This window comes from Caballeronia sp. J97 (assembly GCF_905220305.1).
Lineage (GTDB): Bacteria > Pseudomonadota > Gammaproteobacteria > Burkholderiales > Burkholderiaceae > Caballeronia.
On record NZ_CAJMZL010000007.1, the window covers coordinates 72,312 to 95,856 of the forward strand.

The 23,545-nt window shown below is 57.4% G+C and carries 19 protein-coding genes, 1 pseudogene and 1 other annotated feature; of the genes and pseudogenes, 11 read left to right on the forward strand and 9 right to left on the reverse strand.

The window, feature by feature from the left end; translation table 11 throughout:
* Positions 1-281 precede the first annotated feature (281 nt).
* The 7 genes from U4Y90_RS12490 to U4Y90_RS12520 all read left to right on the forward strand — a co-directional run bounded on the left by U4Y90_RS12490 (position 282) and on the right by U4Y90_RS12520 (position 7,774).
* Complete coding sequence (locus U4Y90_RS12490) at positions 282-1,757, forward strand: aldehyde dehydrogenase family protein (protein ID WP_321794881.1); 1,476 nt, start codon at positions 282-284, stop codon at positions 1,755-1,757.
* Positions 1,758-1,786: 29 nt separating this feature from the next.
* Positions 1,787-3,580: a thiamine pyrophosphate-binding protein gene (locus tag U4Y90_RS12495; protein ID WP_321794882.1), complete on the forward strand. Its 1,794-nt coding sequence runs from the start codon at positions 1,787-1,789 to the stop codon at positions 3,578-3,580.
* Positions 3,581-3,748: 168 nt separating this feature from the next.
* Positions 3,749-4,747: an ABC transporter substrate-binding protein gene (locus U4Y90_RS12500; RefSeq protein WP_321794883.1), complete on the forward strand. Its 999-nt coding sequence runs from the start codon at positions 3,749-3,751 to the stop codon at positions 4,745-4,747.
* A 23-nt stretch (positions 4,748-4,770) separates the two neighbouring features.
* Positions 4,771-5,583, forward strand: coding sequence for an ABC transporter permease (locus U4Y90_RS12505; protein WP_321794884.1), 813 nt, complete (start codon positions 4,771-4,773; stop codon positions 5,581-5,583).
* A gap of 13 nt (positions 5,584-5,596) precedes the next feature.
* Positions 5,597-6,376, forward strand: coding sequence for an ABC transporter ATP-binding protein (locus U4Y90_RS12510; protein WP_321794885.1), 780 nt, complete (start codon positions 5,597-5,599; stop codon positions 6,374-6,376).
* Between the two features lie 108 nt (positions 6,377-6,484).
* Positions 6,485-7,060, forward strand: coding sequence for a MarR family transcriptional regulator (locus tag U4Y90_RS12515; protein WP_321794886.1), 576 nt, complete (start codon positions 6,485-6,487; stop codon positions 7,058-7,060).
* A gap of 273 nt (positions 7,061-7,333) precedes the next feature.
* A complete protein-coding gene (locus U4Y90_RS12520) occupies positions 7,334-7,774 on the forward strand; it encodes a hemerythrin domain-containing protein (protein WP_321794887.1) in 441 nt (146 codons plus the stop codon).
* A gap of 329 nt (positions 7,775-8,103) precedes the next feature.
* On the opposite strand, the gene U4Y90_RS12525 is transcribed toward U4Y90_RS12520, so the two are convergent.
* The 5 genes from U4Y90_RS12525 to U4Y90_RS12545 all read right to left on the reverse strand — a co-directional run bounded on the left by U4Y90_RS12525 (position 8,104) and on the right by U4Y90_RS12545 (position 12,238).
* Complete coding sequence (locus tag U4Y90_RS12525) at positions 8,104-8,973, reverse strand: amidohydrolase family protein (RefSeq protein ID WP_321794888.1); 870 nt, start codon at positions 8,971-8,973, stop codon at positions 8,104-8,106.
* Positions 8,974-9,070: 97 nt separating this feature from the next.
* Entirely contained in the window at positions 9,071-9,589 is a 519-nt protein-coding gene (locus U4Y90_RS12530; protein ID WP_321794889.1) for a cupin domain-containing protein, read from the reverse strand.
* 30 nt (positions 9,590-9,619) lie between these two features.
* Entirely contained in the window at positions 9,620-10,387 is a 768-nt protein-coding gene (locus tag U4Y90_RS12535; protein WP_321794890.1) for a hypothetical protein, read from the reverse strand.
* A complete protein-coding gene (locus U4Y90_RS12540) occupies positions 10,387-11,928 on the reverse strand; it encodes a sodium:solute symporter family transporter (RefSeq protein WP_321794891.1) in 1,542 nt (513 codons plus the stop codon). Before U4Y90_RS12540 ends, U4Y90_RS12535 begins: the two co-directional genes overlap by 1 nt.
* Position 11,929: 1 nt before the next feature.
* Positions 11,930-12,238 carry a DUF485 domain-containing protein gene (locus U4Y90_RS12545; RefSeq protein WP_321794892.1) on the reverse strand — a complete coding sequence of 103 codons (309 nt, stop codon included), beginning with the start codon at positions 12,236-12,238 and terminating at the stop codon, positions 11,930-11,932.
* A gap of 255 nt (positions 12,239-12,493) precedes the next feature.
* Between U4Y90_RS12545 and U4Y90_RS12550 the strand changes: the two genes are divergently transcribed.
* A complete protein-coding gene (locus U4Y90_RS12550) occupies positions 12,494-13,246 on the forward strand; it encodes an IclR family transcriptional regulator (RefSeq protein WP_321794893.1) in 753 nt (250 codons plus the stop codon).
* Positions 13,247-13,464: 218 nt separating this feature from the next.
* Here U4Y90_RS12550 and soxR read toward each other — a convergent pair whose 3' ends face one another.
* Positions 13,465-13,944 carry a redox-sensitive transcriptional activator SoxR gene (gene soxR / locus U4Y90_RS12555; RefSeq protein ID WP_321794894.1) on the reverse strand — a complete coding sequence of 160 codons (480 nt, stop codon included), beginning with the start codon at positions 13,942-13,944 and terminating at the stop codon, positions 13,465-13,467.
* 80 nt (positions 13,945-14,024) lie between these two features.
* On the opposite strand from soxR, the gene U4Y90_RS12560 reads away from it, so the two are divergent.
* Genes U4Y90_RS12560 through U4Y90_RS12570 form a run of 3 tightly spaced genes read left to right on the forward strand, consistent with a single transcriptional unit; the run spans position 14,025 to position 19,830 of the window.
* Positions 14,025-15,206, forward strand: a complete 1,182-nt coding sequence (locus tag U4Y90_RS12560; protein WP_415749332.1) for an efflux RND transporter periplasmic adaptor subunit — start codon at positions 14,025-14,027, stop codon at positions 15,204-15,206.
* The gene (locus U4Y90_RS12565; RefSeq protein ID WP_321794896.1) at positions 15,203-18,370 is read left to right on the forward strand and encodes a multidrug efflux RND transporter permease subunit; all 3,168 of its coding nucleotides are present in this window, start codon (positions 15,203-15,205) and stop codon (positions 18,368-18,370) included. The genes U4Y90_RS12560 and U4Y90_RS12565 overlap by 4 nt, the downstream gene beginning before the upstream one ends.
* On the forward strand, positions 18,367-19,830 hold the full coding sequence (locus U4Y90_RS12570) for an efflux transporter outer membrane subunit (RefSeq protein ID WP_321794897.1): 1,464 nt from the start codon (positions 18,367-18,369) through the stop codon (positions 19,828-19,830). Before U4Y90_RS12565 ends, U4Y90_RS12570 begins: the two co-directional genes overlap by 4 nt.
* Positions 19,831-19,884: 54 nt before the next feature.
* Here the strand turns inward: U4Y90_RS12570 and U4Y90_RS12575 are convergent.
* The 3 genes and pseudogenes from U4Y90_RS12575 to U4Y90_RS12585 all read right to left on the reverse strand — a co-directional run bounded on the left by U4Y90_RS12575 (position 19,885) and on the right by U4Y90_RS12585 (position 23,512).
* Positions 19,885-21,014, reverse strand: a protein-coding gene (locus tag U4Y90_RS12575; protein ID WP_415749333.1) for an IS3 family transposase whose coding sequence is annotated in 2 segments (ribosomal slippage) — positions 19,885-20,771 and positions 20,771-21,014 — 1,131 coding nt in all. Because the reading frame shifts where the segments join, the coding sequence is not laid out codon by codon here.
* 94 nt (positions 21,015-21,108) lie between these two features.
* Positions 21,109-22,354 (reverse strand): annotated as a pseudogene (locus U4Y90_RS12580) (IS3 family transposase); the annotation flags it as partial.
* Positions 21,936-22,052, reverse strand: a sequence feature (AL1L pseudoknot). It overlaps the preceding pseudogene by 117 nt.
* 165 nt (positions 22,355-22,519) lie before the next feature.
* Positions 22,520-23,512, reverse strand: a complete 993-nt coding sequence (locus U4Y90_RS12585) for an ABC transporter substrate-binding protein (RefSeq protein WP_321794899.1) — start codon at positions 23,510-23,512, stop codon at positions 22,520-22,522.
* Positions 23,513-23,545 lie beyond the last annotated feature (33 nt).

A 23,545-nucleotide genomic window follows, 5' to 3' on the forward strand; every position in this document is an offset into this window, starting at 1 on the left:
CCGGACTCAAGGATCCCGCGTCTTTAACCTTGATTCTGTCAGGTTTCCTAGAGTAAGCCCTTCGCTGTCCCGCAGTTATACCCGTAACAGATAGCGTAACGCCCAGTCACTACCGCCCAGGTACGTGATACCAGCCGTTTGCCGTCGCCAAGTATCCCACCCAACAATTTCTCGTCGCTGGGACTGCCCCGGGACGCCTCTCAGTACAAACCCGCTATTGCTAGTGCCCCCTGTGATCCGGTAGCCTTTATTGTTAGAGAGCTAATAATTAAGGAGCCTCAATGGACATTGAAACGCAAGATTCCGCTTTCCATAGTCTTCCGGTCGCGCGCGACCTCTTTTACGGCGGAGAGTGGCATGCGCCGATCAACGGACGGTACGTTGACACCATCGACCCGTCGACGAGTTCGGTCGTCGCCACCATCGCTCATGCGGACCGAACTGACACCGAAAATGCCATCCAGGCGGCGCATAGTGCGTGGAAAGAGTGGCGAAACACGCCGATTAGATCGCGACAAAACATGATGCGCCAAGCGGCGGAGCGTCTTCGAGCACACGCGGACGAACTTGCCCTGATCGATGCAATCGATACCGGCAATCCTATCGCTGAGATGCTAGGAGACGCGCAGTTTGCCGCGAACTCATTGGATTATTTTGCCGGCCTCGCTCCAATGCTGAAAGGAGAGACGTTTCCAATCGCAGGAGACAGCCTCCATTATTCGATGCGCGAAGCGATCGGGGTCGTTGCCAGGATCGTCGCCTATAACCATCCTTTGATGTTCGCAGCCGGAAAAATCGCTGCACCGCTAGCAGCGGGAAACACAGTCATCGTGAAGCCGCCCGAACAGGCGCCCCTCTCCTGTTTGCGTCTGGCGGAGTTGCTTAAGGACGTCTTCCCACCGGGCGTTTTGAACGTATTACCGGGTGGCAGAGAATGTGGAGAGACGCTCTCATCGCACCCCTTGGTGAAGAAGGTGACGCTTATTGGAAGTGTCGCAACCGGCCGTGCGATTCTGAGAAACGCTTCGGAAACTCTCAAGCCGACCTTGTTGGAACTGGGCGGGAAAAACGCGCTGATCGCCTTCGCCGACGCCGACCATGATGCTTTAGTCGCAGGCATTGTGCGCGGAATGAACTTTACATGGGCAGGACAGTCTTGCGGCTCAACGAGCCGAGTGTTTCTTCACGAGTCCATTCACGACAAGGTCCTGAGCGCCGTCGCCGACCGAACGCGCCAGCTTCACGCCCCCGGTAACCCGACCGAGAGGTCGACTACGATGGGCCCTCTCATCTCCGCGCAACGGCGAGATGAAGTCTTGGAACTCATCAAGTCCGCGCAAACAGAAGGAGCGCGTTTGGTTACCGGCGGGAAGGCACCGGACGACGCAAAATTCCGCAACGGATTTTTCATCGAGCCGACCATCTTCTCCGACGTCCAACCGTCGATGCGTATTGCGAAGGAAGAAATCTTCGGGCCAGTGATGTCAGTGTTCCGCTGGCGAGACGAGGACGAACTCTTCGATGCGGTGAACGGCGTCGAATATGGGTTGACCGCTTCCATCTGGACGAAAGACCTAGTGATCGCGCACCGCGCGGCCGCCCGCGTCGAAGCGGGCTACGTCTGGATCAACCAAGTGAGCCGCCATTATTTAGGCGTTCCGTTCGGCGGGGTCAAAAGCTCCGGAATCGGTCGAGAAGAGTGTATCGAGGAGCTGTTCGATTTCACGACCACCAAAAGCGTAAATCTTCAACTATAGCCGTCGGATCCAGTCTGGAAATCATTGAAATGACCAACCTCTCAGAAAACGATTCCATCACCAAAGTTGACGGGTCGGGCAAGCGACAAGAATCGCCCACTTCCTACTGGGGGAGCGACGGGATCGCCGACTTGCTAAAAACGTTCGAAATTCCTTATCTCTGCATCAATCCGGGCTCGAGCTTCCGCGGACTGCACGACAGTATCGTCAATCACACAGGGAATGTCTCGCCGGAGCTCGTACTCTGCTTGCACGAGGAACACGCCGTTGCGATCGCGCATGGTTACGCAAAAGTGACCAACTCGCCATTGGCCGTTGTGTTGCATAGCAACGTCGGACTTATGCATGCCAGCATGGCAATCTATAACGCGTGGTGTGATCGCGTTCCTGTACTCATTCTCGGGGCGCAAGGCCCCCTCGACGCAGCAAAACGCCGCCCGTGGATTGACTGGATTCATACCTCGCAGGACGTCGGGGCCCTCGTCAGACCGTTCGTCAAATGGGACAATCAACCCATTTCGGTAGAGGCAAGCTACGAGGCAATTCTGCGTGCGTTTCAGATTACCCGGACGCCCCCTTGCGCGCCCGTTTATGTTTGCCTAGATGTAACGGCGCAAGAGACAAAACTATCCGTTCCTCCGGCGCTTCCGGACGTGGCTCGATACGCTCCGCCAGCTCCACCCTATCCGAACTCGGACGTCGTTCACGACGCGGTTGACGTTCTCGAGTCCGCCTCAAAGTTAGTCATTCTGGTCGGACGCGTTTCCCGCGATGCAAACGAGTGGGCGCAGCGTGTGGAGCTTGCTGAACGACTCGGAGCAACCGTTCTAACGGATCTTAAGACTGGGGCGAGCTTTCCGACGGATCATCCGCAGCACCCGTTCCCTCCGGCTTTCTTTGTTAATGGCCCCGCATCGGACGAGCTGAAGCGTGCCGACGCGATCCTTGCTTTGGACTGGGTCGATCTGGGCGGTACCTTGAAATCCGTCTGGCAATCCAGACCAGTTACCGCGAAAGTCATTTCCGTCTCGCTCGACCACACTCTTCAAAATGGCTGGAATTTTGATCATCAAGCACTGTCCCCAGCCGACATTGCCATTGCGTCCGATCCGGGCGTGGCCGTGAGTGAAATTCTGCTCAAACTGCGGCGCGCTCGACGTACCGCCGAGCGGCAGAACCCGCCAGCTCGTTCAGCGGAGGAATCAAAAGAAGAAGAGCTGACTGTCTCGATGAGCGCATTGGCCGCCGCCCTGCGGGAAGTCACGAACGGAATGGATGTAACCCTGACGCGCCTTCCGCTAGGTTGGAGCGGTGAGCTGTGGGATTTCAGAGGGCCGCTAGACTATCTCGGCTACGATGGCGGCGCTGGCATCGGCTCTGGCCCTGGTATGGCCGTCGGAGCAGCCCTGGCCCTGAGAGAGTCAGGACGCCTGCCGGTTGCGATCATTGGTGATGGCGATTTCATGATGGGCAACTCGGCGCTATGGACCGCTGCACAGTTAGATGTGCCCCTATTGTTGATTGTTGCCAACAATCAATCCTTCTACAACGACGAGGTACACCAAGAGCGAGTCGCCCTCGACAGGGGAAGACCTGTCGAGAACAAGTGGATCGGGCAGCGGATCGACGAACCTGCTATCGATCTCGCCGCTATTGCCCGGGCACAAGGCTTTATTTCGGCGGGTCCCATCGTCGACCGACACGCTCTCGTGGACACGATTCGTCAAGCTGTGAATGACGTAAAGGAAGGTCGCCAGGTCCTTTTGGACGTGCGTGTCGTCCCTGGTTACGCTCCCTCGATGAGCCGCGGCATGACGGAATAGAGGCTGCCTTATTCCAAAAGACGTCAGTGTTTGTCCTATGGCACAACCATTAGACATCTAATTATATCTATCGTATATTGAAATAATTAGACATCTAACAACATTGGTCAGTTAGCGGGCGTGTGCCCGCCAACTGAAACCGACATCGAAAATTAAACGGAGACACTCATGAACGGCATCCTCGGCTTCGGGCCGCGCCTGCTGCGCAAGCTCACACCTCTGTGCATGACGATCGCGATCAGTGCACCGGCGCTCGCCCAGCCAACCACGATCCGCGTCGGATATACCATTACGACGGATATCACCAGCGCCGCACTGTCCAGCGCTCAGAAGAAAGGACTGTTCAAACAGGCGGGGCTCGATGTTCAGCCGCAACCCTTCGTCCAATCTAGCCAGAAGTACGATGCGTTCAAGGGAAAGGCAATCGACGTCGACATTAACGCAGGCGCGATCGAAGCAGGTCAACTCTTTGCCGCTGGCGTGCCAATTGTCGTTCTAAAGGCGGTCCAGCCAGCAGACTTTTGGGCGGTGGTTGTAAAGTCGACCTCTACGGCGAAGACGCCGACGGATTTTAAAGGCAAGCCGTACGGAGTCGTGTCCCTCTCAGGTACGAACTTCGGTGCAACCTATCTCGCATTCAAGATTGAAAACGTCGATCTTATGCGTGACGTCAGGGTTTCCGTCCTACCGCCTGCCGGAATTATCGCCGCCCTACAAAATGGCACTATCGAAGGCGCGACCCTCTACGAACCCTATCTGAGCCAAGCCATCCGCTCAGGTACCGTCAAAGAGATCTTCCGCCCCGTTGAACTTTATAAGCGGCACTATGGAGCCACACTCTTCGCGCTCAACGTTACCGCGCGCCAAGATTTCTACAGCTCGAACAAGGACGCCGTCAAGAAGTTCCTCACAATCTTGGACACTGAGGCGCGTTCGCTTCCGAAGAATTTACCGGAGGCGTCTGCTGCACTCTCTGCAGCCGTGCCCGCGCTGAAGGAGTCACCGGAACAGGTTGAGGCGCTTCTTAAGCCATACGCGGGCGACTACATCACGGACCAGAATGATCCTGCGTTCTTGAGACAGGTTCAGGCTTACTACGATCGCCTCTACGAGATTCGTCAAGTTCCCCGCCCTGTTAAAGCTTCCGATTTTTGGATTATGCCCTAGGCAAGGAAGGGGAGACAACGTCTATGAAAGCTGCAATCTCGCCCGCTGGTAGCCCGACTGCCACATATCGACGCAATATTCGCCGTGCTCAACGTAACCGGATGGGAGCCGCAGCGGCAGCATTCGCCGTCTTGCTTATCGGGTGGCAATTGTTCTCGCTTACCCAGCCAAGTTATGTCTTCCCATCTCTTCCTCACATCTTTACGGACTTGGCAGGGTTCGCCACCGATGGGATTCTTTGGCGGGCAACATTAGCCACGCTGAAGTCCGTTTGTATAGGTGCCGCCGCATCGCTCGTTGTCGGCACTCTTGCCGGCTTTGCCCTAAAGCGATATGAGTCCTTTGTCGGACCGTTGCTCAACTTTACCCAAACGGTGCCGTACGTGGTTTGGGCGCTGATGTCGATGATCTGGTTTGGATTGACACAGATCTCCGTTGTATTCACGATTTTCGTTGCCGGCTTCACTATTATCGCCTTCAACGTCGCCGCGGGGCTTAACCAGATCGATCGCCAACTGTTCGAAATGGCCGAGTCGGTCAAGGCGAACCGTTATATGACGTTTCGGCACATCATCCTACCGAGCTTGACTCCTTATCTCGTGAGCGCCTCGAGAACGATGGTCGCAATCTGCTGGAAGATCGTCGTGCTCGCAGAGCTCTTCGCGGGCGGTGCCAGCGGTGGCGGGATCGGCTACAACCTGTATGTCGGATGGGAGTTCAATCGCACAAACGAAGTCTTCGCCTGGACCGTTTGGCTGGTAATACTGATGTTACTGACCGACTGGCTAATCATCGCTCCAATCGAGCGTTATGCAACGCGCTGGAAGCGTGGCTGAGGGAACACAGACCATGAGCAACATCATTATCTCTGGCTTGACGAAGTGCTTTGAGACCCCTACTGGCTCAATCAAGATCCTTGACGACATTGATTTGACCATCAAGGAAGGTGAGTTCGTCTGCCTGCTGGGACCTTCCGGTGCCGGCAAATCGGTGACCCTGAATTGCATCTCGGGGTTCCTGACTCCAACTTCTGGAAGCGTTGTCGTAGACGGCACGCCGGTCGTTAAGAAACGCCCTCACTACGGGTATGTGTTCCAACAACCTCGCTTGCTGCAATGGCGAACCGTCGCCGAAAATCTGCGCTTCGCCCTACGAGGTGAGACCGGAAGAGCGTCGCCCGGTGAAGACGAGAAGATTCGTTCAGTGCTGGACTTGGTAAACCTAACCGGCTATGAAGACTTCTACCCTCACCAGATCTCCGGCGGGATGCAGCATCGTGTCGGCATCGCGCGAGCGTACATTCGCAACCCGGGGCTCCTTCTGATGGACGAGCCCTTCGGCGCACTTGACGAGATTACGGCTCGAAAACTCCGCTCGGAGTTGATCAACACATGGATGAAAGACCAACGCACCGTCGTCTTTGTTACGCACGACATCATTGAAGCGTGCTTTCTCGCGGACAGAATTGTCATCTACACCCCGAAGCCCACCCGTATTGCATCGATAATCGATGTTGATTTGCGTCGGCCGCGGGAATATGGCAGTGCTCAAATGCACGACGTCGAGTCGAAAGTGCTTGAAGTCTTCGAGAAGACCATGAAAGAGTTCATGGACGCTGACGCCGCGTAAATGCGGCGCCGAGAAGCGTCCAGGCTACCCTGTGCGATAGACACGTACCGCACTTTCATGGCAGCACGATTCAATTTCAGCCAAAATCATTCGAGGTGGCGATTTCAAATGACATCACAGTCAGTGCCTCCAAAGCCGCCGAGCACGACGGACCCAATCTTGCGCCATTGGCAAGTTGCCGTTCCCCATGATCGGTTGGCGCATTTAGTCAAGGATGCCGCGCGCGCGATGGTGAGAGGACTACAACTTCGCCTGGCGAATTACGATGTCTCCTTTGGGCATTGGGCGTTTCTTCGCGTATTGTGGGAAGAGGATGGCCTCACGCAGAAGGAGCTAAGTATTCGAGCTGGCGTGATGACGCCAACGACCTTCACTGCAGTTGCTACCATGGAGAAGCTGGGTTACGTGGAGCGTCGTCATTCGACGGCAAACAAGAAAAACACCTACGTCTACCTGACCGACCAGGGCCGGGCTCTTAAAGCGGAGTTGGTTCCACACGCTGAGAAAGTCAATGAACTCGGTGTTCACGGTTTGAAGGAAAGCGAAGTCGAACTAGCCCGCAAGGTATTGCTCACGATCATTGAGAACCTCGCAAAAGACGAATCGGAATCGATGAATCTTGGCCAGCGCATCAGATCTACGCGTGAGCTGGGAAGGCTTGTCGCAACACGAGTACATAAGTAAGTCAGCGCCTAGTGGACACATTAGATCCAAACATACTCGGTTTTAATCTCGATCACCGATGCCCGTCCAGTAAGCGCCTAGGTCGAGAAGGAATGTCGTGCGACCAAGCGAAGCGTCCGACGTGGAAAACATAGCGCAGAGGCACGGCAGGTGCTGGATTCCTCGCGGCATGAACTGAATGGCAACAGAACACTGAAAGCGCAGGAGTAATTGAACGTGACGGCCCAAACTTCTCCACGAACGCCACCGGCAAGAGACAGCGATGCCCCGCGGATGGTCAGCGACAATAGCGTTGTCTGGAACGACGCGCGACTACTGGGCTTCACGCCGATGGACGATGTACACAAGGAGTTCTACGAAGTTGCGCTGCGGCTGGTGACGTGCACGGACGCGACCGCCGCAGCAGCGGTAGAGAAGTTCGAACAGCATGCCCTTAGCCACTTCGAGCAGGAGGACCAGTGGATGCGTGCGACAAACTTCCCACCGCGCGACTGTCACATTGAAGAACATGCAGCAGTGCTCAAGTCGATCGGTGATGTGAAGGCTGCGGTCCACGAAGGACGAGCCAGTGCGGAACTCGTCCGGGACCTCGGCCAGCGCCTCTTCGAGTGGTTTCCCGGTCACGCCGACTACCTGGACTCCGCTCTAGCGGCATGGATGACTAAACAGACCATGGGCGGCAAGCCTGTCGTGTTCAGACGATCGATTAAGTAAACGGATTGCAGCCGGAGATACTTGCCACAGCGAACGCTAATGCAGCGTCGGACGATTTCGTCAGTTAACGTTGCAAACCCTTCCGTTTAAATGGGAGCATTAATGCCGCTGTCGGCATACGCCCTTCAGGAACAAGTCGTCGAAGCCGCGTAAGACTCCGTTGGGGTCTGCCTGACGGCAATCCCATGGGCCTTCCCCCGCCCGCGTCAACTAGAAAAGCGGCTCATAGCTGGCCGTATCAACCATCAGACTTGTACCAGTGTGTTCGCAGTGGCTATCTACCACAACGAAGGGCGCAGTTAGCCGCGCCCTTCGGATAAAAGACTGCATCAGAATCCGTAGAGATTCGCGGGATTGTCTACGAGTACAGCCTTACGCTGATCCTCGTCGGGTATCCACGTCGTCAGTTGGTCTAGTAGATCCGTCGTATTAGGCATCGTGCCCTTGAACGAGACATGCGGCCAGTCGCTCGCCCAAACCAGGCGGTCAGGACGCACGGACAACAAGCGACTGACCAACGGCACCATATCCTCATACGGCGGCGCGCTTGAGACACGATAGGCACCCGAGAGTTTGACCCAGCACGTTCCTTTATCCAAGAGTCGCTGCAGCGTCTCGAACCCGGGCTGAGAGAGACCTTTCTCGGGCCGAACCGACGCGATATGGTCGATTACCACATCTGTCGGAAGATCGACGAGCGTTTGTTCCATCTCGGTAAGCGGACTGCCTCCGCCGTCGTTCATTACGTGCAGTTGGATATGCCAGCCGAGGTCGGCAATGCGTTTTGCCAGCGCGGGCATTTCAGAAAGAGGTGCTGCACCCGCATGCCCGATTGTGTAACGCACCCCGCGCACGCCGCGCTCATGCATCTCCTTGAGAGCCGAGTCGGTAACATCGAGTCGTAGCGCGGCGATCATCCTTGCGGGACGGCCAACCTCTGCGAGCGCATCAAGATGACGTCGGTTATCGACGCCATATCCGCTGGGTTGAACGATCACGACGCGCTCGATTTTCATCCGATCAAGTACTTGCGCAAGCGTCGCGGGAAGGGCTTCCGGTACGTCGAAAGCACGAGTCGGCGCGACCGGGTATACCGCGTCGGGACCGTAGACGTGAACGTGGCAATCTGTAGCACCGGGTGGTAACTTGAAGGCTGGCTCCCGCACTGACGAAACAGGCGGTTGGCAAAGTTCAGGCATTATATAAAGTCCTGTGACGGTAAGGCACATTCTTGCGGCCCACGTGCCGCTTCGGCACGTGGGCGCATGGGATGGAGCGCGACTCAGAAAGAGCCGCTCATTCAAAGATCGAAGCGTCGTCAAGGACGACTTCAACCTCCTTATTCTTCTCAGAGTACCCATCGAACGGCTGACCATGCTCATCAACTCGAGCCAGTACGTCCTGAGTCGGATCGATGGCGGCCCCCACGCGAAGCATCACAAGAGGCTCTCCCTCGTTGGCGTGGAACGAGTAAAGGGCACCCGAAGGTACGAGGACGCAGTCATTCTTCTGCACCGAACGTTCCTCGCCCCGCGGGCCAAAAAACGTGGCTCCGCCTTGGAGAACCACAAACACGTGATCCTCGTTTGTGTGCGCGTGGATTTCGTTTTCTCCGCCACTCGCATAAGTCTTGAGCACCACATTCATGTAGGGCGACGCGCCAAGAACTTGATTCGTCCGGCCCTGCAACGGCAGTCGAGCACGGATATGAAAGAAGCTCGGGGTCTTCTTCTCCGCCATCTTAGCCATGGCGTCTCGCCATTCCTTCGCGCTATTGGCAATCGGTGCGATTTCTTGATTGTTGAGGGTTGACATGTTGTCTCCTGTTGAAAGGTTGGCAGGTTTTCAAATCGACGAAAGCATCGCCACGTGTTCCTCGGTATCGTTCTGACCCGAAAGCAGTTCGCCGGCCCCGTTTACGCGGTCGAGCACATTCGACTGCCGCAGAGCATGCCAAGCCATAGCTTGGTTGCTCGTGATGACGGGACGTCCCAGAACCTTTTCGATTTCCTCGATCACAGGCAGCGTACGAATGGCCGTGCAACTGATGACGTATGCGTCAGCCGCCTCGCTACGATGCTGCAAGGCTAAGTCCATCCACGACTCAGGCTCTACCGCCATCATCTCTTCTGGCGTTTTCAGACCGAGGCCGTGGCAATCGATGACCGAGATCCCGTGATGACGCAGAAAAGTTACTTCCCGTTCATTGATCTCATCGATGTATGGAGTGAGAAGCACGATCGTCCTGGCTCCCATGCATTCGATAGCCCTGACGAGCGCAGCCGCCGTCGTAGCGGTTCGAACCCCGGTCGCGTGTTGGATACGTGTGCAAAGCGTCTCATCCATAGCGGGATCCCAAGTCGAGACGGCCGTACAATGAAAAACAATCAGATCCGGCCTGGTATCCCGAAGAAGAATTGCCGCTGGCTCGAGCTGAGCGGTCATGCCAAGTAGATCCTCCGCGCTGCTGCCGTTCAGCGGAAGGCGGGTCACGTGGCAGGAGACGCCGTCAGGCATCATGGCCGATAGTTCGGGTTCCGCTGCCGTGTTCCCGGACGGCATTAACACCCCTATCCGCGCGCGTTGACCATAGTTCACAGTCTTTCTATCCATCACGCCTCTCCTGCCCCGAGAAGGATTCTCTTTTCAATCTGCTCGTAGCGCTCGGCTGCATCCTCGCGCTGAGTCAGGAGTGAGGCAATCACACTAACCAAAAAGCTGAGTGGGACGCAGACGATAGCTGGATTGCGTAAAGACAGCATTGCGCTTGAATGTTTAAGAACGTCCACTTGAATCGTCGGCGAAAAATAGATGAAGAGTAGGCTCGAGAACAGTCCGACGAGCATTCCCCAAACCGCGCCTGCGACCGTGTAGCGTTTCCAGTAAATCGCTAAGAAAATGGCTGGAAAGTTCGCTGCGGCGGCGACCGACGTCGCCAGACCCACCAAGAACGCGACATTTTGGCCACGCAAGACAAGCCCCAATATCACGGCGACTAGAGCTAGCGCGACGGTGGCGAGCCGTGCAACGAGCATAATCTGCTTCTGAGAACTGCGGCCTTTCCTCAGGACCGCATCAAAAAGATCATGCGAGACCGTGGTGGCACCAGTGATCAAAAGGCCAGACACTACAGCCAGGATGGTGGCAAAAGACACTGCACAAATGAATCCGAGAAACGAAGGTCCCCCAAGCTTTTCCGCGAGCAATGGAATCGCCATGTTCCCGCCACGATCCATACCCGATATCGCCTGCTTACCGACCAGCTCCATCGCTGCGAAGCCCAGGATGAAAGTAAGCATAAGGAATATGCTAATAATCGTCGTCGCGTAGACCAGCGATCGGCGTGCAGCGCGTCCATCCGGTACCGTAAAGAATCGCATCAGGACATGCGGAAGGCTGGCCACGCCAAGCGCCAATGCGAGGCTGACCGATATTGCATCAAGCGGATTCGAGATAAGCCTTCCAGGCACTAGGACGGACGGGCCCTGACGCGCCGCGGCGGTCGAGAAAAGCGTAAGCGGGTCGTACTGGAACAGTCGGAGCGAGAGATAAGTCATTACTAGCGCCGCGAATGACATCAGGACCGCTTTGACGATCTGAACCCAAGTCGTTGCTAGCATCCCTCCGAAGATGACGTAGACCAGCATGAACGCGCCAATAATCCAGATAGCGACGTCATAGTCCATTCCAAAGAGAAGATGCACCAGATCGCCCGCGCCAACCATCTGCATCACTAGATAGCAGATGGTGATGCCGAGTGTCGTAATCCCTGTGACGATCCGAATACGAGGAGAATTGAGTCTGTATGCGAGTACGTCACCGAAAGAATATTTCCCGAGATTTCTGAGAGGTTCTCCGAAGAGAAAAAGCATGACGGGCCAACCTATTACGCCACCGATAGCATAAATAAGCCCGTCGAAACCAACCAGTGACACAAGACCGGAAATACCGAGAAAGCCGGCAGCAGCCACGAAATCGCCGGCAAGTGCAACCCCATTCTGAAGGGGCCCTATGCTGCCGCCGGCCGCAAAAAAGTCGTCGGATGTTTTGGTGCGTTTCGCCGCCCACCAAGTAATGGCGAGAGTGGAGCACAGAAACAGAACGAAGAAAGACAATGACGCGAAGTTTGCTCGCCCGGTCGTTACTGCATTCATTTCACATCCCCCCCTTGCGCAGTTCTCTGATCGATTTGTCGTGGATTTTGTCTACCCACACGACATACCCAAACGTCAACGCGAGCGCGAAACCGACAGTCGCAAATCCGACAGCGATGGCGAGCGAGAGCCCAGGCATCAACTCATACGACAAAAACTGCTTGTAGTAGGCGATTGAAGTAATGAACGCGAAATGAGCGATCAACAGTGCCAAGGTTGTACATAGCGACACCCTTTGACGGCGCACTGCCACGGATCTTAGGCGGGACGGCGGCGGAGATACTACGGCTTCGGATGTAATTGTCTGCATAAAACGTCTCCTGATCAAACGGTCTGCGCAGTGCTGAGGACCTCCCCCCAACCGCGGCTAGAAGGATCGCGACTTTTGTTAGTTATCTAATTCTTGAGGCCCAATTTTGAACGCCGAGTGGTTACAAACTCCAGAGAAAAATGCTTGTTGCAAATATAGCAATGCGACTCCGGCCTGATGGTCTGAAATAGTGATAAAGTTTCGTGCAGACGTTCGCCTTTGCCGCTTTTTCCCGTTGCAAATAGCACAACCTACATGAAAACTATTAAGACGGCGCTTCAGATGCTCGAGGCCTTTGTAGAGGGCGGTGAACGCAAGACGGTCGGCGAGTTGGCAGATCGATTCAGCCTTCCCAAGAGTCAGGTATCGCGGATTCTCTCCAGCTTTCGCGACGCGGGATGGCTCGAGCAGGACCCGCGAACGCGCACCTATTCGGTCGGACTGGCAGCCTACGTTTTCGGCGCGCGGTTCGTGCAGTTCGATCCACTGACGCGGCAAGCCTTCCCGGTGCTTAGAGGTGTGGTGGATCGCAGCGGATTCAACACCACGCTCTCAGTACTGGACAACCTTAAGCCCCTGTATTTGATTGGCATCGCGGGGCCGGTTCCGGTCGACCTCTCCTCTAACTTCGGGTCATATTTCCCGTTCCACGCAACGGCCGCCGGAAAGGTGCTAGCCACTTATGCCGACGAATCGACCCGTCAAAAAATGCTTCGCGCAGCCCCGTTCGAACGCGTGACGGGAAGGACAATCACGGATCCCGCAGCGATCGAAGCCGAATTGAACCTTGTGTTTCGTCAGGGATATGCCACCTCTGATGGTGAGCGCGTACCGGGTATTGGCGCCATGGCAGTGCCCGTGGTCGGGCGCGAAGGCGAACTGATTGCCGCGCTTGGGATTGCCTTTCCTTGCAAGATGGTGGACAAAGATGATTACGAATATCAGGCCGCCATTCTGAAAAGTGGCTCTCTTATGCTCGCAGAGCGACTTATCGGCGCTCCCCGATGACGAAATGAACCTGCACGTATGGGTGCCGAATCGTACACGTCGCGCGCGAGTCAAGGCCCCCAACGCGCCTTTTCCCTGCCCTTCGGTTCAGGCAACCGCTAACGACGAGACCAAAACTAAGCGTCAGGCCGGTCCGTTGGATTTAGTTGCGGCAGCACGATTGCCCGGCTGAGCTTCGGAACTGGTAGTTCCGAAGTCGCACGAGCGCTGGGGAGGCCTCATTCCGCTGGCGTGTCGTCGATCCAGCGTCGCGCGCCTGGCCCCGCGTTTCCAGCGCGGTCATCTGGGTTGCCAAGTCTGCAGCGCTTCAGGGACATGCATCCGCAGCCAATGCAATGATCAAGGTCCATATTGAGCTTCTCCAGTTCCACAATCTTCTGCACCACACGCTGCTTCCAATCGCGCGACAGGCGCTGCCAGTCCTTGTTGGTTGGAAGTGTTTCTGTAGGCAGGCTCGCGAGTTGTTGCGCGATTTCCTCGAGTGTATAGCCGATTCGCTGTGCGAACACGATGAACGCAATGCGTCGCAGGGCCGAACGCGGATAGTAACGGCGACTAGATCCTTCTCTGCTCGAAGCGATAAGTCCGCGCGATTCATAGAACCGAAGAGCCGATGATGCGACGCCACTTCGCGCCGCTACCTCGCTGATGGGCAGAAGCGGGTCTCTACCCGCACGTGAGATGCGTGAAATAACCATGTCAAAACTCCCGGTTTGCCTTTACTTCAAGTTTACTTTAACTTTTAGAATGGGCGCACTTCATCAATCCATCATCCGAAATGTGCGACTCCTCTCCTCCCCCGTATTCTGCGCTGGCGCGTCCGTTGCCCGCGTGGCTCGCTGCGTGTCTTGTGGTAGTAGCACTTTCTGGATGTGAGCGCCGGCAGGCCGACACACCTTCCCCGCCTGAAGTCGGCGTTGCGTCCGTTACTCGGCGCGACATTCACCTTTCCGACGAATTTAACGGTCGCGTCGAAGCAGTCGATGCGGTCGAACTGCGGCCACGAGTAAGCGGCTATCTGCAACGCGTCGCGTTTCGCGAAGGTGAATCGGTGGCCCAAGGAGCCTTGCTTTTCGTCATCGACCAGCGACCGTATCGCATTGCGCTCGACCGCGCCATCGCCCAACTGCAACGCGCACAGGCCGCTGCGCGGCTCGCGAAACTACAACTCGAGCGCGTCGAGACGCTGATAAAAGCGCGAGCGACGTCGCAGGAGGAGCTCGATTCCGCACGCGCTGCCGAAGCACAAGCCAGCGCCGACCTGCATTCAGCCCAGGCCGCCGTCGACGATGCGAAGCTCAATCTGGGTTTTACTGAAGTACGGGCGCCGATTCCAGGCCGCGCAGGCCGCGCAGTGGTCACAGTCGGCAACCTCGCGCAAGCGGATCAGACGCTGCTCACGACAGTCGTCTCCCAAGACCCGGTCTACGTCTATTTTGATTGCGACGAGCAAAGCTATCTGCGCTACAGCGCGGCCCGGACCGATGCAAACAGGCGCGCCATCGGTGCCTCGACCGTTGTACACATCGGACTTGCAAACGAAACAGGCTTTCCACATGAGGGAACGATCGACTTTCTCGATAACCGGCTCGATGCTTCGACCGGCACGATTCGCGCCCGTGTACGCGTCGCCAATGCCGACCATGCGTTCGTGCCTGGGCTGTACGCGCGAGTTCAACTCGTCGGGGGGCGCGATGAAAGGGCTTTGCTCGTAGACGGCAAGGCCGTGCTCACTGATCAGGACCGTCGGTATGTGTACGTGCTTGGAGATGGTAACCGCGCGATGCGCCGCGACGTGACGCTTGGCCGCGACATCGGCGGCCAGCGGATCGTCACGAGCGGATTGCGCGACGACGATCGCGTAATCGTCGAGGGCCTGCAGCGCGTTTACTTCTCAGGGGCGCTTGTGAAGCCGAAAGCTTTACCCGCGGTGCCTAAGCAGGGAGAACCGCAACAATGAACTTCTCCCGCTTCTTTATCGACCGTCCGATTTTCGCGGTAGTACTGTCCATCGTCACTTTCGCCCTCGGTTTGATTGCGATTCCTATGCTGCCTGCCGGCGAATATCCAGAGGTCGTGCCACCCAGCGTGGTCGTACGCGCCACGTATCCCGGTGCCAATCCGAAGGAGATCGCTGAATCGGTCGCTGAGCCGCTCGAGGAGGCGGTAAACGGCGTCGAGGGCATTATGTACATGAAATCTGTCGCCGGTTCGGACGGTAGCCTGCAAGTCGTCGTTACGTTCCTGCCGGGTGTGGAGCCGGACACTGCCGCTGTGCGCGTCCAAAACCGCGTGAGTCAAGCGCTGTCACGTCTGCCGGAGGAAGTGCGGCAATACGGCGTCACCACGCAAAAGCAGTCTCCCACGCCGCTCATGTATGTGAGCCTCTACTCCCCCGACAACAGCCGGGATTCGCTCTATCTGCGCAACTACTCGACGCTGCATCTAAAGGACGAGCTTTCGCGCATTCCTGGCATCGGTGATGTCGGTCTCTATGGGTCCGGAGACTACGCAATGCGCATCTGGCTCGATCCGAATCGGCTCGCCTCGCGCGGCCTTACCGCGAGCGACGTAATCGGAGCGGTACGCGAGCAGAACGTGCAAGTATCTGCAGGCCAGCTTGGAGCCGAGCCAACGCCAGCGAAAAATGACTTTCTCGTGCCGATCAACGTGCGGGGCCGCTTGCGCACCGTGCAGGAATTCGGCGACATCGTGCTCAAGAGCGGCAACGGAGGCCAGATTGTCAAACTCGCTGATGTTGCGCGCATTGAGCTCGGCGCAGGAGACTACACGCTCCACGCACGGCTCGACAATGTAAACCAGTCAACGGTGGGTATCTTCCTGTCGCCTGGCGCGAACGCGCTCGCCGTCGCACAAGCGGTCTATGGGAAGCTCGAGGAGCTTTCAAAGCGCTTTCCACCCGGTGTCGCGTACAAGCCCGTGTGGGACCCGACCGTATTCGTGCGCGAATCGATCCGTGCCGTGCAACACACACTCATTGAGGCAGTGGTGCTTGTCGTGCTCGTGGTGATTCTTTTTCTGCAGACTTGGCGTGCCTCCATCATTCCGCTCGTAGCCGTTCCAGTCTCTGTCATCGGCACGTTTGCGTGGCTCTACCTGCTTGGCTATTCAATCAACACGCTGACGCTGTTCGGTCTGGTACTCGCCATTGGCATCGTGGTAGACGATGCGATCGTCGTCGTGGAGAACGTCGAGCGCAATATTGAACAGGGGCTTGCGCCGCGCGAGGCCGCCTATCAAGCGATGCGCGAGGTTTCAGGACCAATTGTTGCCATCGCCCTCGTCCTGTGCGCCGCGTTCGTGCCGATGGCATTCCTCTCCGGGGTTACCGGGCAGTTCTACAAGCAGTTCGCCGTGACAATCGCGATATCCACTGTCATCTCGGCGATAAACTCCCTCACGCTCTCGCCCGCGCTGGCTGCGAAGCTCCTGAGGCCACACAGCGCTCCGCCCGATGCGCTCACGCGTGTACTCGACCGTGCGCTCGGATGGCTGTTCCGTCCGTTCAACCGCTTCTTTCAGCGTAGCTCGACACACTACCACGGCGGAGTGAGCCGAACGTTGAAACGTCGCGGTCTTGTGTTCGGCGTCTATGCCGTGCTGCTCGGAACAACCGCGTGGCTCTTGAATGCCGTGCCGGGCGGCTTCATTCCCGTACAGGACAAACTGTATCTGTTTGCAGGGGCGAAACTGCCGGAAGGCGCATCGCTCGCGCGTACCGATTCCGTCACGCGCCAGATGATCGACATTGCGCACAGCGTTGAAGGTGTCGATTCGGTTCCTGCGTATGCCGGGCTCAACGCGCTGCAGGTGGTCAACACGCCGAACATCACGAACTCGTACGTGATTCTGAAGCCTTTCGGCGAACGTCATCGAAGCGCCGCACAAATTAATGCCGAACTGAACCAGCGCTTCGGCGCGATCAAGGACGGCGTTGCCTATGCATTGATGCCGCCACCGATCCAGGGTCTCGGCAATGGCTCTGGCTATTCGCTCTATTTGGAGGATCGCGCGGGCCTCGGCTTCGGGGCGCTTCAAAACGCGCTCGGCGCGTTCCAGGCTGCAGTTGCGAGAACGCCCGGTATGGGATATCCGGTCAGTGCCTATCAGGCGAACATTCCGCAACTCCAAGTGCAGGTAGATCGCGTGAAGGCGAAGGCGCAAGGTGTCGCCCTCACCGATCTCTTCAACACGCTGCAAACCTATCTGGGTTCCGTATACGTGAACGACTTCAATCTGTTTGGCCGCGTTTATCGCGTGATGGTGCAGGCCGACGCCGCGCATCGTCAAAATGCTGCCGATATCGGCAATCTGCGCACGCGCAACACCAATGGTGATATGGTCCCCATCGGCTCGATGGTCACGATCACGCCCGCTTATGGACCCGACCCTGTCGTACGGTACAACGGCTATCCCGCTGCGGATCTGATCGGCGAGACGAACCCGAAAGTGCTGTCGTCTGGACAGACCATCGCAACGCTCCAACGCATTGCGAAAGAGGTACTACCTCCTGGTATCACGCTCGAATGGACCGATTTGAGCTATCAACAAGTCACTCAAAGCAACGCGGCGATCGTCGTGTTCCCTCTCGCGGTGATGCTCGTGTTCCTCGTGCTGGCATCGTTGTACGAGAGTTGGACGTTGCCGCTTGCCGTCATTTTGATCGTGCCGGTCTGCATGTGCGCCGCCCTCTTCGGGGTATGGCTTGCCGGCGGGGATAACAACGTGTTCGTGCAGGTCGGGCTCGTCGTCCTAATGGGACTCGCCTGCAAGAATGCGATTCTAATCGTCGAGTTCGCGCGAGAACTGGAAATTCAGGGAATGGAGACTGTCGATGCCGCGCTTGAAGCATGCCGCCTTCGGTTGCGGCCAATCGTCATGACCTCGGTTGCGTTCATTGCCGGTTCTGTGCCGCTCCTGCTTGGCAGCGGCGCGGGCAGCGAAGTACGCGCGGCAACGGGCGTCACGGTGTTCGCGGGCATGCTCGGCGTCACGCTTTTCGGGCTCTTTCTCACCCCGGTTTTCTACGTCGCGATCCGCAGGCTCGCCAAGCGTAAGCCCACGAGTGAGCATCAGGGCACGCTCGAAGGAGAGCGCCGATGAACTTCCGTCTGACTATCATTTCCATGTCGCTCGCGCTCGCCGCGTGCGCCGTCGGCCCTGACTTCAAACAACCGGCATCTCCCATCACCGAAAACTTCGCCCGCGCAGAAAGCGCTACAGCATCGAAGATCCCGCCCGAAGGCATCGACGCGAAGTTTTGGCATGGCTTTGGCGACCCAGTGCTTAGCCGACTGATCGACGATGCGCTCACAGGGAATCAAGACCTTCGTGTCGCGGTCTCGCGCTACGACGCCTCGAACGCGCTACTAGCCAACGCAAAGTTCGACCGTTATCCGACTGTTACCGCGAGCGGCCAGATCGGCCATCAATTGCTGAGCCAGGATCAGGCCTTCGGCGCACCCCGAGACCAGCGCGACACGCCAATATCGAGCGTGCAGATCAATGCCGCGTGGGAGCTCGACTTATTCGGGCGCGTGCGTCGCGGCGTCGAGGCAAGCCGGGCGGATACCGAAGCGAGCGCGGCGGATATCCGCGCGGTCCGGGTCGCGATGGCTGCCGATGTCGCAAACGCGTATGTCGATCTACGCGGCTCGCAACTGCGGCTGCGGATCGCGCGAGACAATGCAGAAAATCAGCGCCAGACACTGGCCCTGGTGGAAGCACGTATCGCGGCGGGTCGAGGCTCTGATCTCGATGCAGCGCGTGCGCGCGCCCAATTTGAGTCGACCACCTCGCGCATTGCAGCATATGAAGCGACGATCGGCGTGGACGAGCATCGGCTTGCCGTGCTGACCGGGCGGCCACCCGAGGCCCTGATTTCCGAACTGGACGGATCCGGCCCGCTTCTTTCTCTATCAACCGATATCGATCCAGGCACACCGGGCGACTTGTTGCGCCGACGCCCTGATATCGCTGCTGCAGAGGCGCGCCTGCACGCGGCGACCGCACGCGTAGGCATCGCTACCGCCGACTTGTTCCCGCGCTTCACGCTTAGCGGAATGTTAGGGAGCATGTCGGCGACCTACGGCGTATTTCGCTCGGGCAGTGACATGAATCTGATTGCGCTCGGTATTGATTGGTCGTTTCTCGATGTCGGCCGAGTTCGCGCGCGTATCGCGGCGAGCGATGCAAACGCATCAGGCCAGCTCGCACAGTACCGACAAACCGTGTTACTCGCGCTGGAAGAAACGGAGAATGCTCTGCTGCGCGTGTCACGCACGCGCGACGAAAGCCTGCATCTGGATCGGTCCGCCGAAAATAGTGCACTCGCGGCGCGACTCGCGCAGGCCAGGTTCGACTCGGGGGCGATTGACTACTACCAGGTTCTGGACGCGCAACGATCAATGCTGCAGGCGCAGGACGCGGCGGCTGAAGCGCGGATGCGCCGCGCGACGGCGACTGTTGGACTCTACAAAGCATTGGCAGGCGGCTGGGAGCCAGCGAGTGACACGGCCACCACAAGCAGTAAAGGACTCAAAGAGTCGGTACCCCACTCCTGATGAGCTGGCGGATCGCATCGCCGCCGTTAAACCTGCTGTGACCTGCCCCTGGTTTTAGTCCGGACTGTAGCTAGAGTCCGACATTAAAGACTGCGAGGCCGCTTCATGCGCCCGGGCGAACTGATCGGGTGCGAGATCGCCGAGTGAGCTGTGGGGCCGCTCGGTGTTGTTATCGATACGCCATTCCTCAACCAGCTGCTTGGTGTGGCGCATTGAGACGAACCAATGCTCGTTCAGACATTCATCGCGGAACCGCCCGTTGAAACTCTCGATATAGGCATTCTCCACCGGCTTGCCAGGCCGAATGAACGACAGCGTAACACCGGCTTCGTAGGCCCATGCATCCAGCACCTTACCAGCGAACTCCGGCCCGTTGTCGACCGTGATGGATACGGGTAAGCCTCGCATCTCCTTGAGCCGCTCAAGCACTTGCCGTACTCGTAAGCCCGGCAGCGAAGTATCAACCTCGATGGCCAGGCACTCGCGCGTGTAGTCATCGACCACGTTCAGGCATCGAAACCGCGGACCATAAGCCAGCCCGTCAGAAACGAAGTCTATCGACCAACTCTGATTCGGGCCCGTTGGTGACGGCAGTCGCGTGCGCTCGACAGCCGCAATACGCTTGCGTCGCCGCTTGCGCACGCTCAGTCCTGCCTTGCTGTACAGGCGCCAGATGCGTTTATGGTTGGCGAAGCAGCCATCCCGCCGCAACAGCACATGAATCCGGCGATAGCCGTAGCGGCGCTTCTGAGTGGCGATAGCCATCATGCGGGCAGTCAGCGCTTCATCGTCAACTCGGCGGCGTGATTCGTAGTGGAAAAGCGAGCGCGAAATCCCTACCAGCCCGCAGGCCCGGGTAACACCCATGTCGCGTTCGGTCATCAATATTCCGACCGCTTCGCGCTTGGCCCGCGGGCTTGCTACTTTCGAGCCAGCAGGTCCTTCAGCGCAGCGCTGTCGAGCATTGATTCGGCCAACAAGCGCTTGAGCTTGTTGTTCTCCTGTTCCAGTTCCTTCAGGCGCTGCCCTTCGGAGATCGTCACCCCGCCGAACTTCGCTTTCCAATTGTAGTAGGTCGCTTCCGAGATGCCGTACTTACGGCACAGCTCCGCCGGCGGCTTCAGACCCGTGTCGGCTTCCTTCAAGATACCAACGATTTGTTCTTCGGTGAATCGCTTTTTCATTGCCGTTCCTTTCTGAAACGGACTCTACACTGTCACCGTACGAAATGCGGTGTGAAGCGCACCGGGAATCTCGGAGACGGTTTTGCTGGAGATAAGCTGCCATTGGCACTCCAGCGAGTTGCTCATAGTAACCGGCTTCCGCTTCGGCCGGAGGGATATTGCCGATAGGTTCAAGCAGACGTTGGTGATTGAACCAGTCCACCCATTCAAGTGTCGCCAGTTCGACGGCTTGCACATTGCGCCACGGACCGCGTCGATGAATGACTTCAGCCTTGTACAGGCCGTTAATCGTTTCAGCGAGTGCGTTATCGTATGAATCGCCTACGCTGCCGACCGACGGTTCAATCCCTGCTTCAGCTACCGGTCCGTGTACCGAATGGAAACGTACTGCGACGCGCGGTCCGAGTGATGTACCAAACGGTTACCTTCGGCCGGTCGGCGCTCATGTAGTGCCTGCTCCAGCGCATCCAGTACGAAATCGGTGCGCGCTGAACTCGATACTCTCCAGCCTACAATGCGTCGCGCGAACACATCAACGATGAAGGCGACATACGCGAAGCCCTGCCAAGTGGCGACAAACGTGAAATCTGAAACCCACAGCGCATTCGGCTCTAACGCCTTGAACTGACGCTGCACATGATCAAGCGGACAAGGTGCGTTTTTATCGCTGACGGTGGTTCGCATTGACTTACCCCGCCGTACACCTTGTAGGCCTGGCCGCTTCATCAACCACTCAACTGTGCATCGCGCAATTCTGAAACCTTCGCGCAGCAACTGTCGCCAGATCTTACGCGCGCCGTACACTCTAAAGTTGTCTTCCCAAACGCGCCGTATGTGCTGACTCAACAAGGCATCACGCTGTTGCCGCGCTGGCAGCCGACGCGGATCAGCACGGCGGGTTGCATACAGATAGCAAGTCGACGGGGCGATCGGCAATACTCTGCAGATCGACTCGACCCCGTAAGCTGACCGGTGATCGTCGATGAATGCGATCATCACTTCGGTCGGCAGTCGAGCTCCGCCTGTGCGAAATACGCCGAGGCCTTACGCAAAATCTCGTTCGCCTGGCGCAGTTCCCGGACCTCGCGTTCGAGCTCGCGGATTCGATCCTGCTCCTGCGTCGCGGGGGCCGCCTGCAAACCACGGTCGCTCTCAGCTTGGCGAACCCAGTTTCGCAATGTCTCGTGCGAACAGCCCATTTTGGCAGCGATCGACTGGATCGTTTCCCATTGTGTGGCGTATTCCGAACGGTGCTCGAACACCATGCGAACCGCGCGCTCGCGTACCTCGGCCGAATACTTCGGCGCTGTCTTCCGTTTTGCTTTGTCGACGTTTTCCATGACCCTATTCTCTCAGGAGCTGAGGTCTCCGGAAAACCCGGGGCGCTTCAGGGAGCAGGTCAGCTGCATGTCAAGATCCGAGGTAACGGCCGTCTGGACATGAAGTTAGGCTCCGATATCGCCGAAACGAACCGGAGCCTCTCGAAGCAGCGGGGCAGTCTACGTTTAGATCTTAAAGCTCTCTAACGTGGCGGGATGAAACAGTTCTTCCGGTTCCAGCTTCCGCGACGACAATCCCTCGGCGTGATGGCGCACCAGGAATCGCTGCAGGACCTGGCGGTTCGCGTCAAAACCATATGACCAGAAGTCGTCACCCATAAGTTGACGCGCTGCTCGCAGTTGTTCCTCCACGAATGGCAAGGTCACTTTCGTTGCCGACGTATCGCTGAGTTTCGTTAAGGCAACATGCTTCGACCGTTCAAACGCCTTTGCGACTGCACCCGGGAGCCACGGATGCTGCTCAGCCAACGAGCGCCGGATGCCGAGCAAATGCATGATCGGGAAAAGCTTTGTACGCTTATACCAGTCGGAAGCCGCTTTCTGCGGCTCCGCGAAAAGGTACTTGACGTTAGGGTGGCCGTTCGTGAAGCATGACGGCGCGCGCGGACCAATGACCGCATCGATTTTACCGGACGCCAGGAGACCGGAGATCGTCGCATCCGAAGGCGCGTTTTCGAGGTGCACGTCTGCGGGAAGGTTCAGCTTGATTTTCTCCTCGCGTCCAGTCTCCTCGTATCCTCCGCGTACCCAGGTCACATCGGATGCCTTGACTCCGTGGTCTTCCTCGAGAAAGAGGCGGGCCCACACGTTCGCAGTGAGCTGATATTCAGGCACGCCTATGCGCTTGCCCTTCAAGTCACTGGGGGACTCGATGCCGCGATCGTTTCTGACGTAAATCGACGTGTGACGAAACGCACGGGAGGGGAAAATCGGCACACCGATATAGGGACTCGTACCAGCTGCCGTCTTCACGCTGTAACTTGAGAGCGACAGTTCGCAGATATCGTAATCGGCATGTCGGAAAGCACGGAAAAAGATTTCTTCCGGGTCTTGCAGCATGAAAACGGGATCGACACCATCGATCTGCACTTCCCCGTCCACCAGCGGCCGCATACGGTCGTAGTTGCCTACGGCAACGGACAAATTTAGCTTGCTCATTATTGCTTTCCTGTCTAATTGTTTCTCGTAGTC

Coding starts and splice junctions, on each gene's coding strand:
- U4Y90_RS12490 (WP_321794881.1), top strand. CDS start 282: ATGGACATTGAAACGCAAGATTCCGCTTTCCATAGTCTTCCGGTCGCG.
- U4Y90_RS12495 (WP_321794882.1), top strand. CDS start 1,787: ATGACCAACCTCTCAGAAAACGATTCCATCACCAAAGTTGACGGGTCG.
- U4Y90_RS12500 (WP_321794883.1), top strand. CDS start 3,749: ATGAACGGCATCCTCGGCTTCGGGCCGCGCCTGCTGCGCAAGCTCACA.
- U4Y90_RS12505 (WP_321794884.1), top strand. CDS start 4,771: ATGAAAGCTGCAATCTCGCCCGCTGGTAGCCCGACTGCCACATATCGA.
- U4Y90_RS12510 (WP_321794885.1), top strand. CDS start 5,597: ATGAGCAACATCATTATCTCTGGCTTGACGAAGTGCTTTGAGACCCCT.
- U4Y90_RS12515 (WP_321794886.1), top strand. CDS start 6,485: ATGACATCACAGTCAGTGCCTCCAAAGCCGCCGAGCACGACGGACCCA.
- U4Y90_RS12520 (WP_321794887.1), top strand. CDS start 7,334: ATGGTCAGCGACAATAGCGTTGTCTGGAACGACGCGCGACTACTGGGC.
- U4Y90_RS12525 (WP_321794888.1), bottom strand. CDS start 8,973: ATGCCTGAACTTTGCCAACCGCCTGTTTCGTCAGTGCGGGAGCCAGCC.
- U4Y90_RS12530 (WP_321794889.1), bottom strand. CDS start 9,589: ATGTCAACCCTCAACAATCAAGAAATCGCACCGATTGCCAATAGCGCG.
- U4Y90_RS12535 (WP_321794890.1), bottom strand. CDS start 10,387: ATGGATAGAAAGACTGTGAACTATGGTCAACGCGCGCGGATAGGGGTG.
- U4Y90_RS12540 (WP_321794891.1), bottom strand. CDS start 11,928: ATGAATGCAGTAACGACCGGGCGAGCAAACTTCGCGTCATTGTCTTTC.
- U4Y90_RS12545 (WP_321794892.1), bottom strand. CDS start 12,238: ATGCAGACAATTACATCCGAAGCCGTAGTATCTCCGCCGCCGTCCCGC.
- U4Y90_RS12550 (WP_321794893.1), top strand. CDS start 12,494: ATGAAAACTATTAAGACGGCGCTTCAGATGCTCGAGGCCTTTGTAGAG.
- soxR (WP_321794894.1), bottom strand. CDS start 13,944: ATGGTTATTTCACGCATCTCACGTGCGGGTAGAGACCCGCTTCTGCCC.
- U4Y90_RS12560 (WP_415749332.1), top strand. CDS start 14,025: ATGTGCGACTCCTCTCCTCCCCCGTATTCTGCGCTGGCGCGTCCGTTG.
- U4Y90_RS12565 (WP_321794896.1), top strand. CDS start 15,203: ATGAACTTCTCCCGCTTCTTTATCGACCGTCCGATTTTCGCGGTAGTA.
- U4Y90_RS12570 (WP_321794897.1), top strand. CDS start 18,367: ATGAACTTCCGTCTGACTATCATTTCCATGTCGCTCGCGCTCGCCGCG.
- U4Y90_RS12585 (WP_321794899.1), bottom strand. CDS start 23,512: ATGAGCAAGCTAAATTTGTCCGTTGCCGTAGGCAACTACGACCGTATG.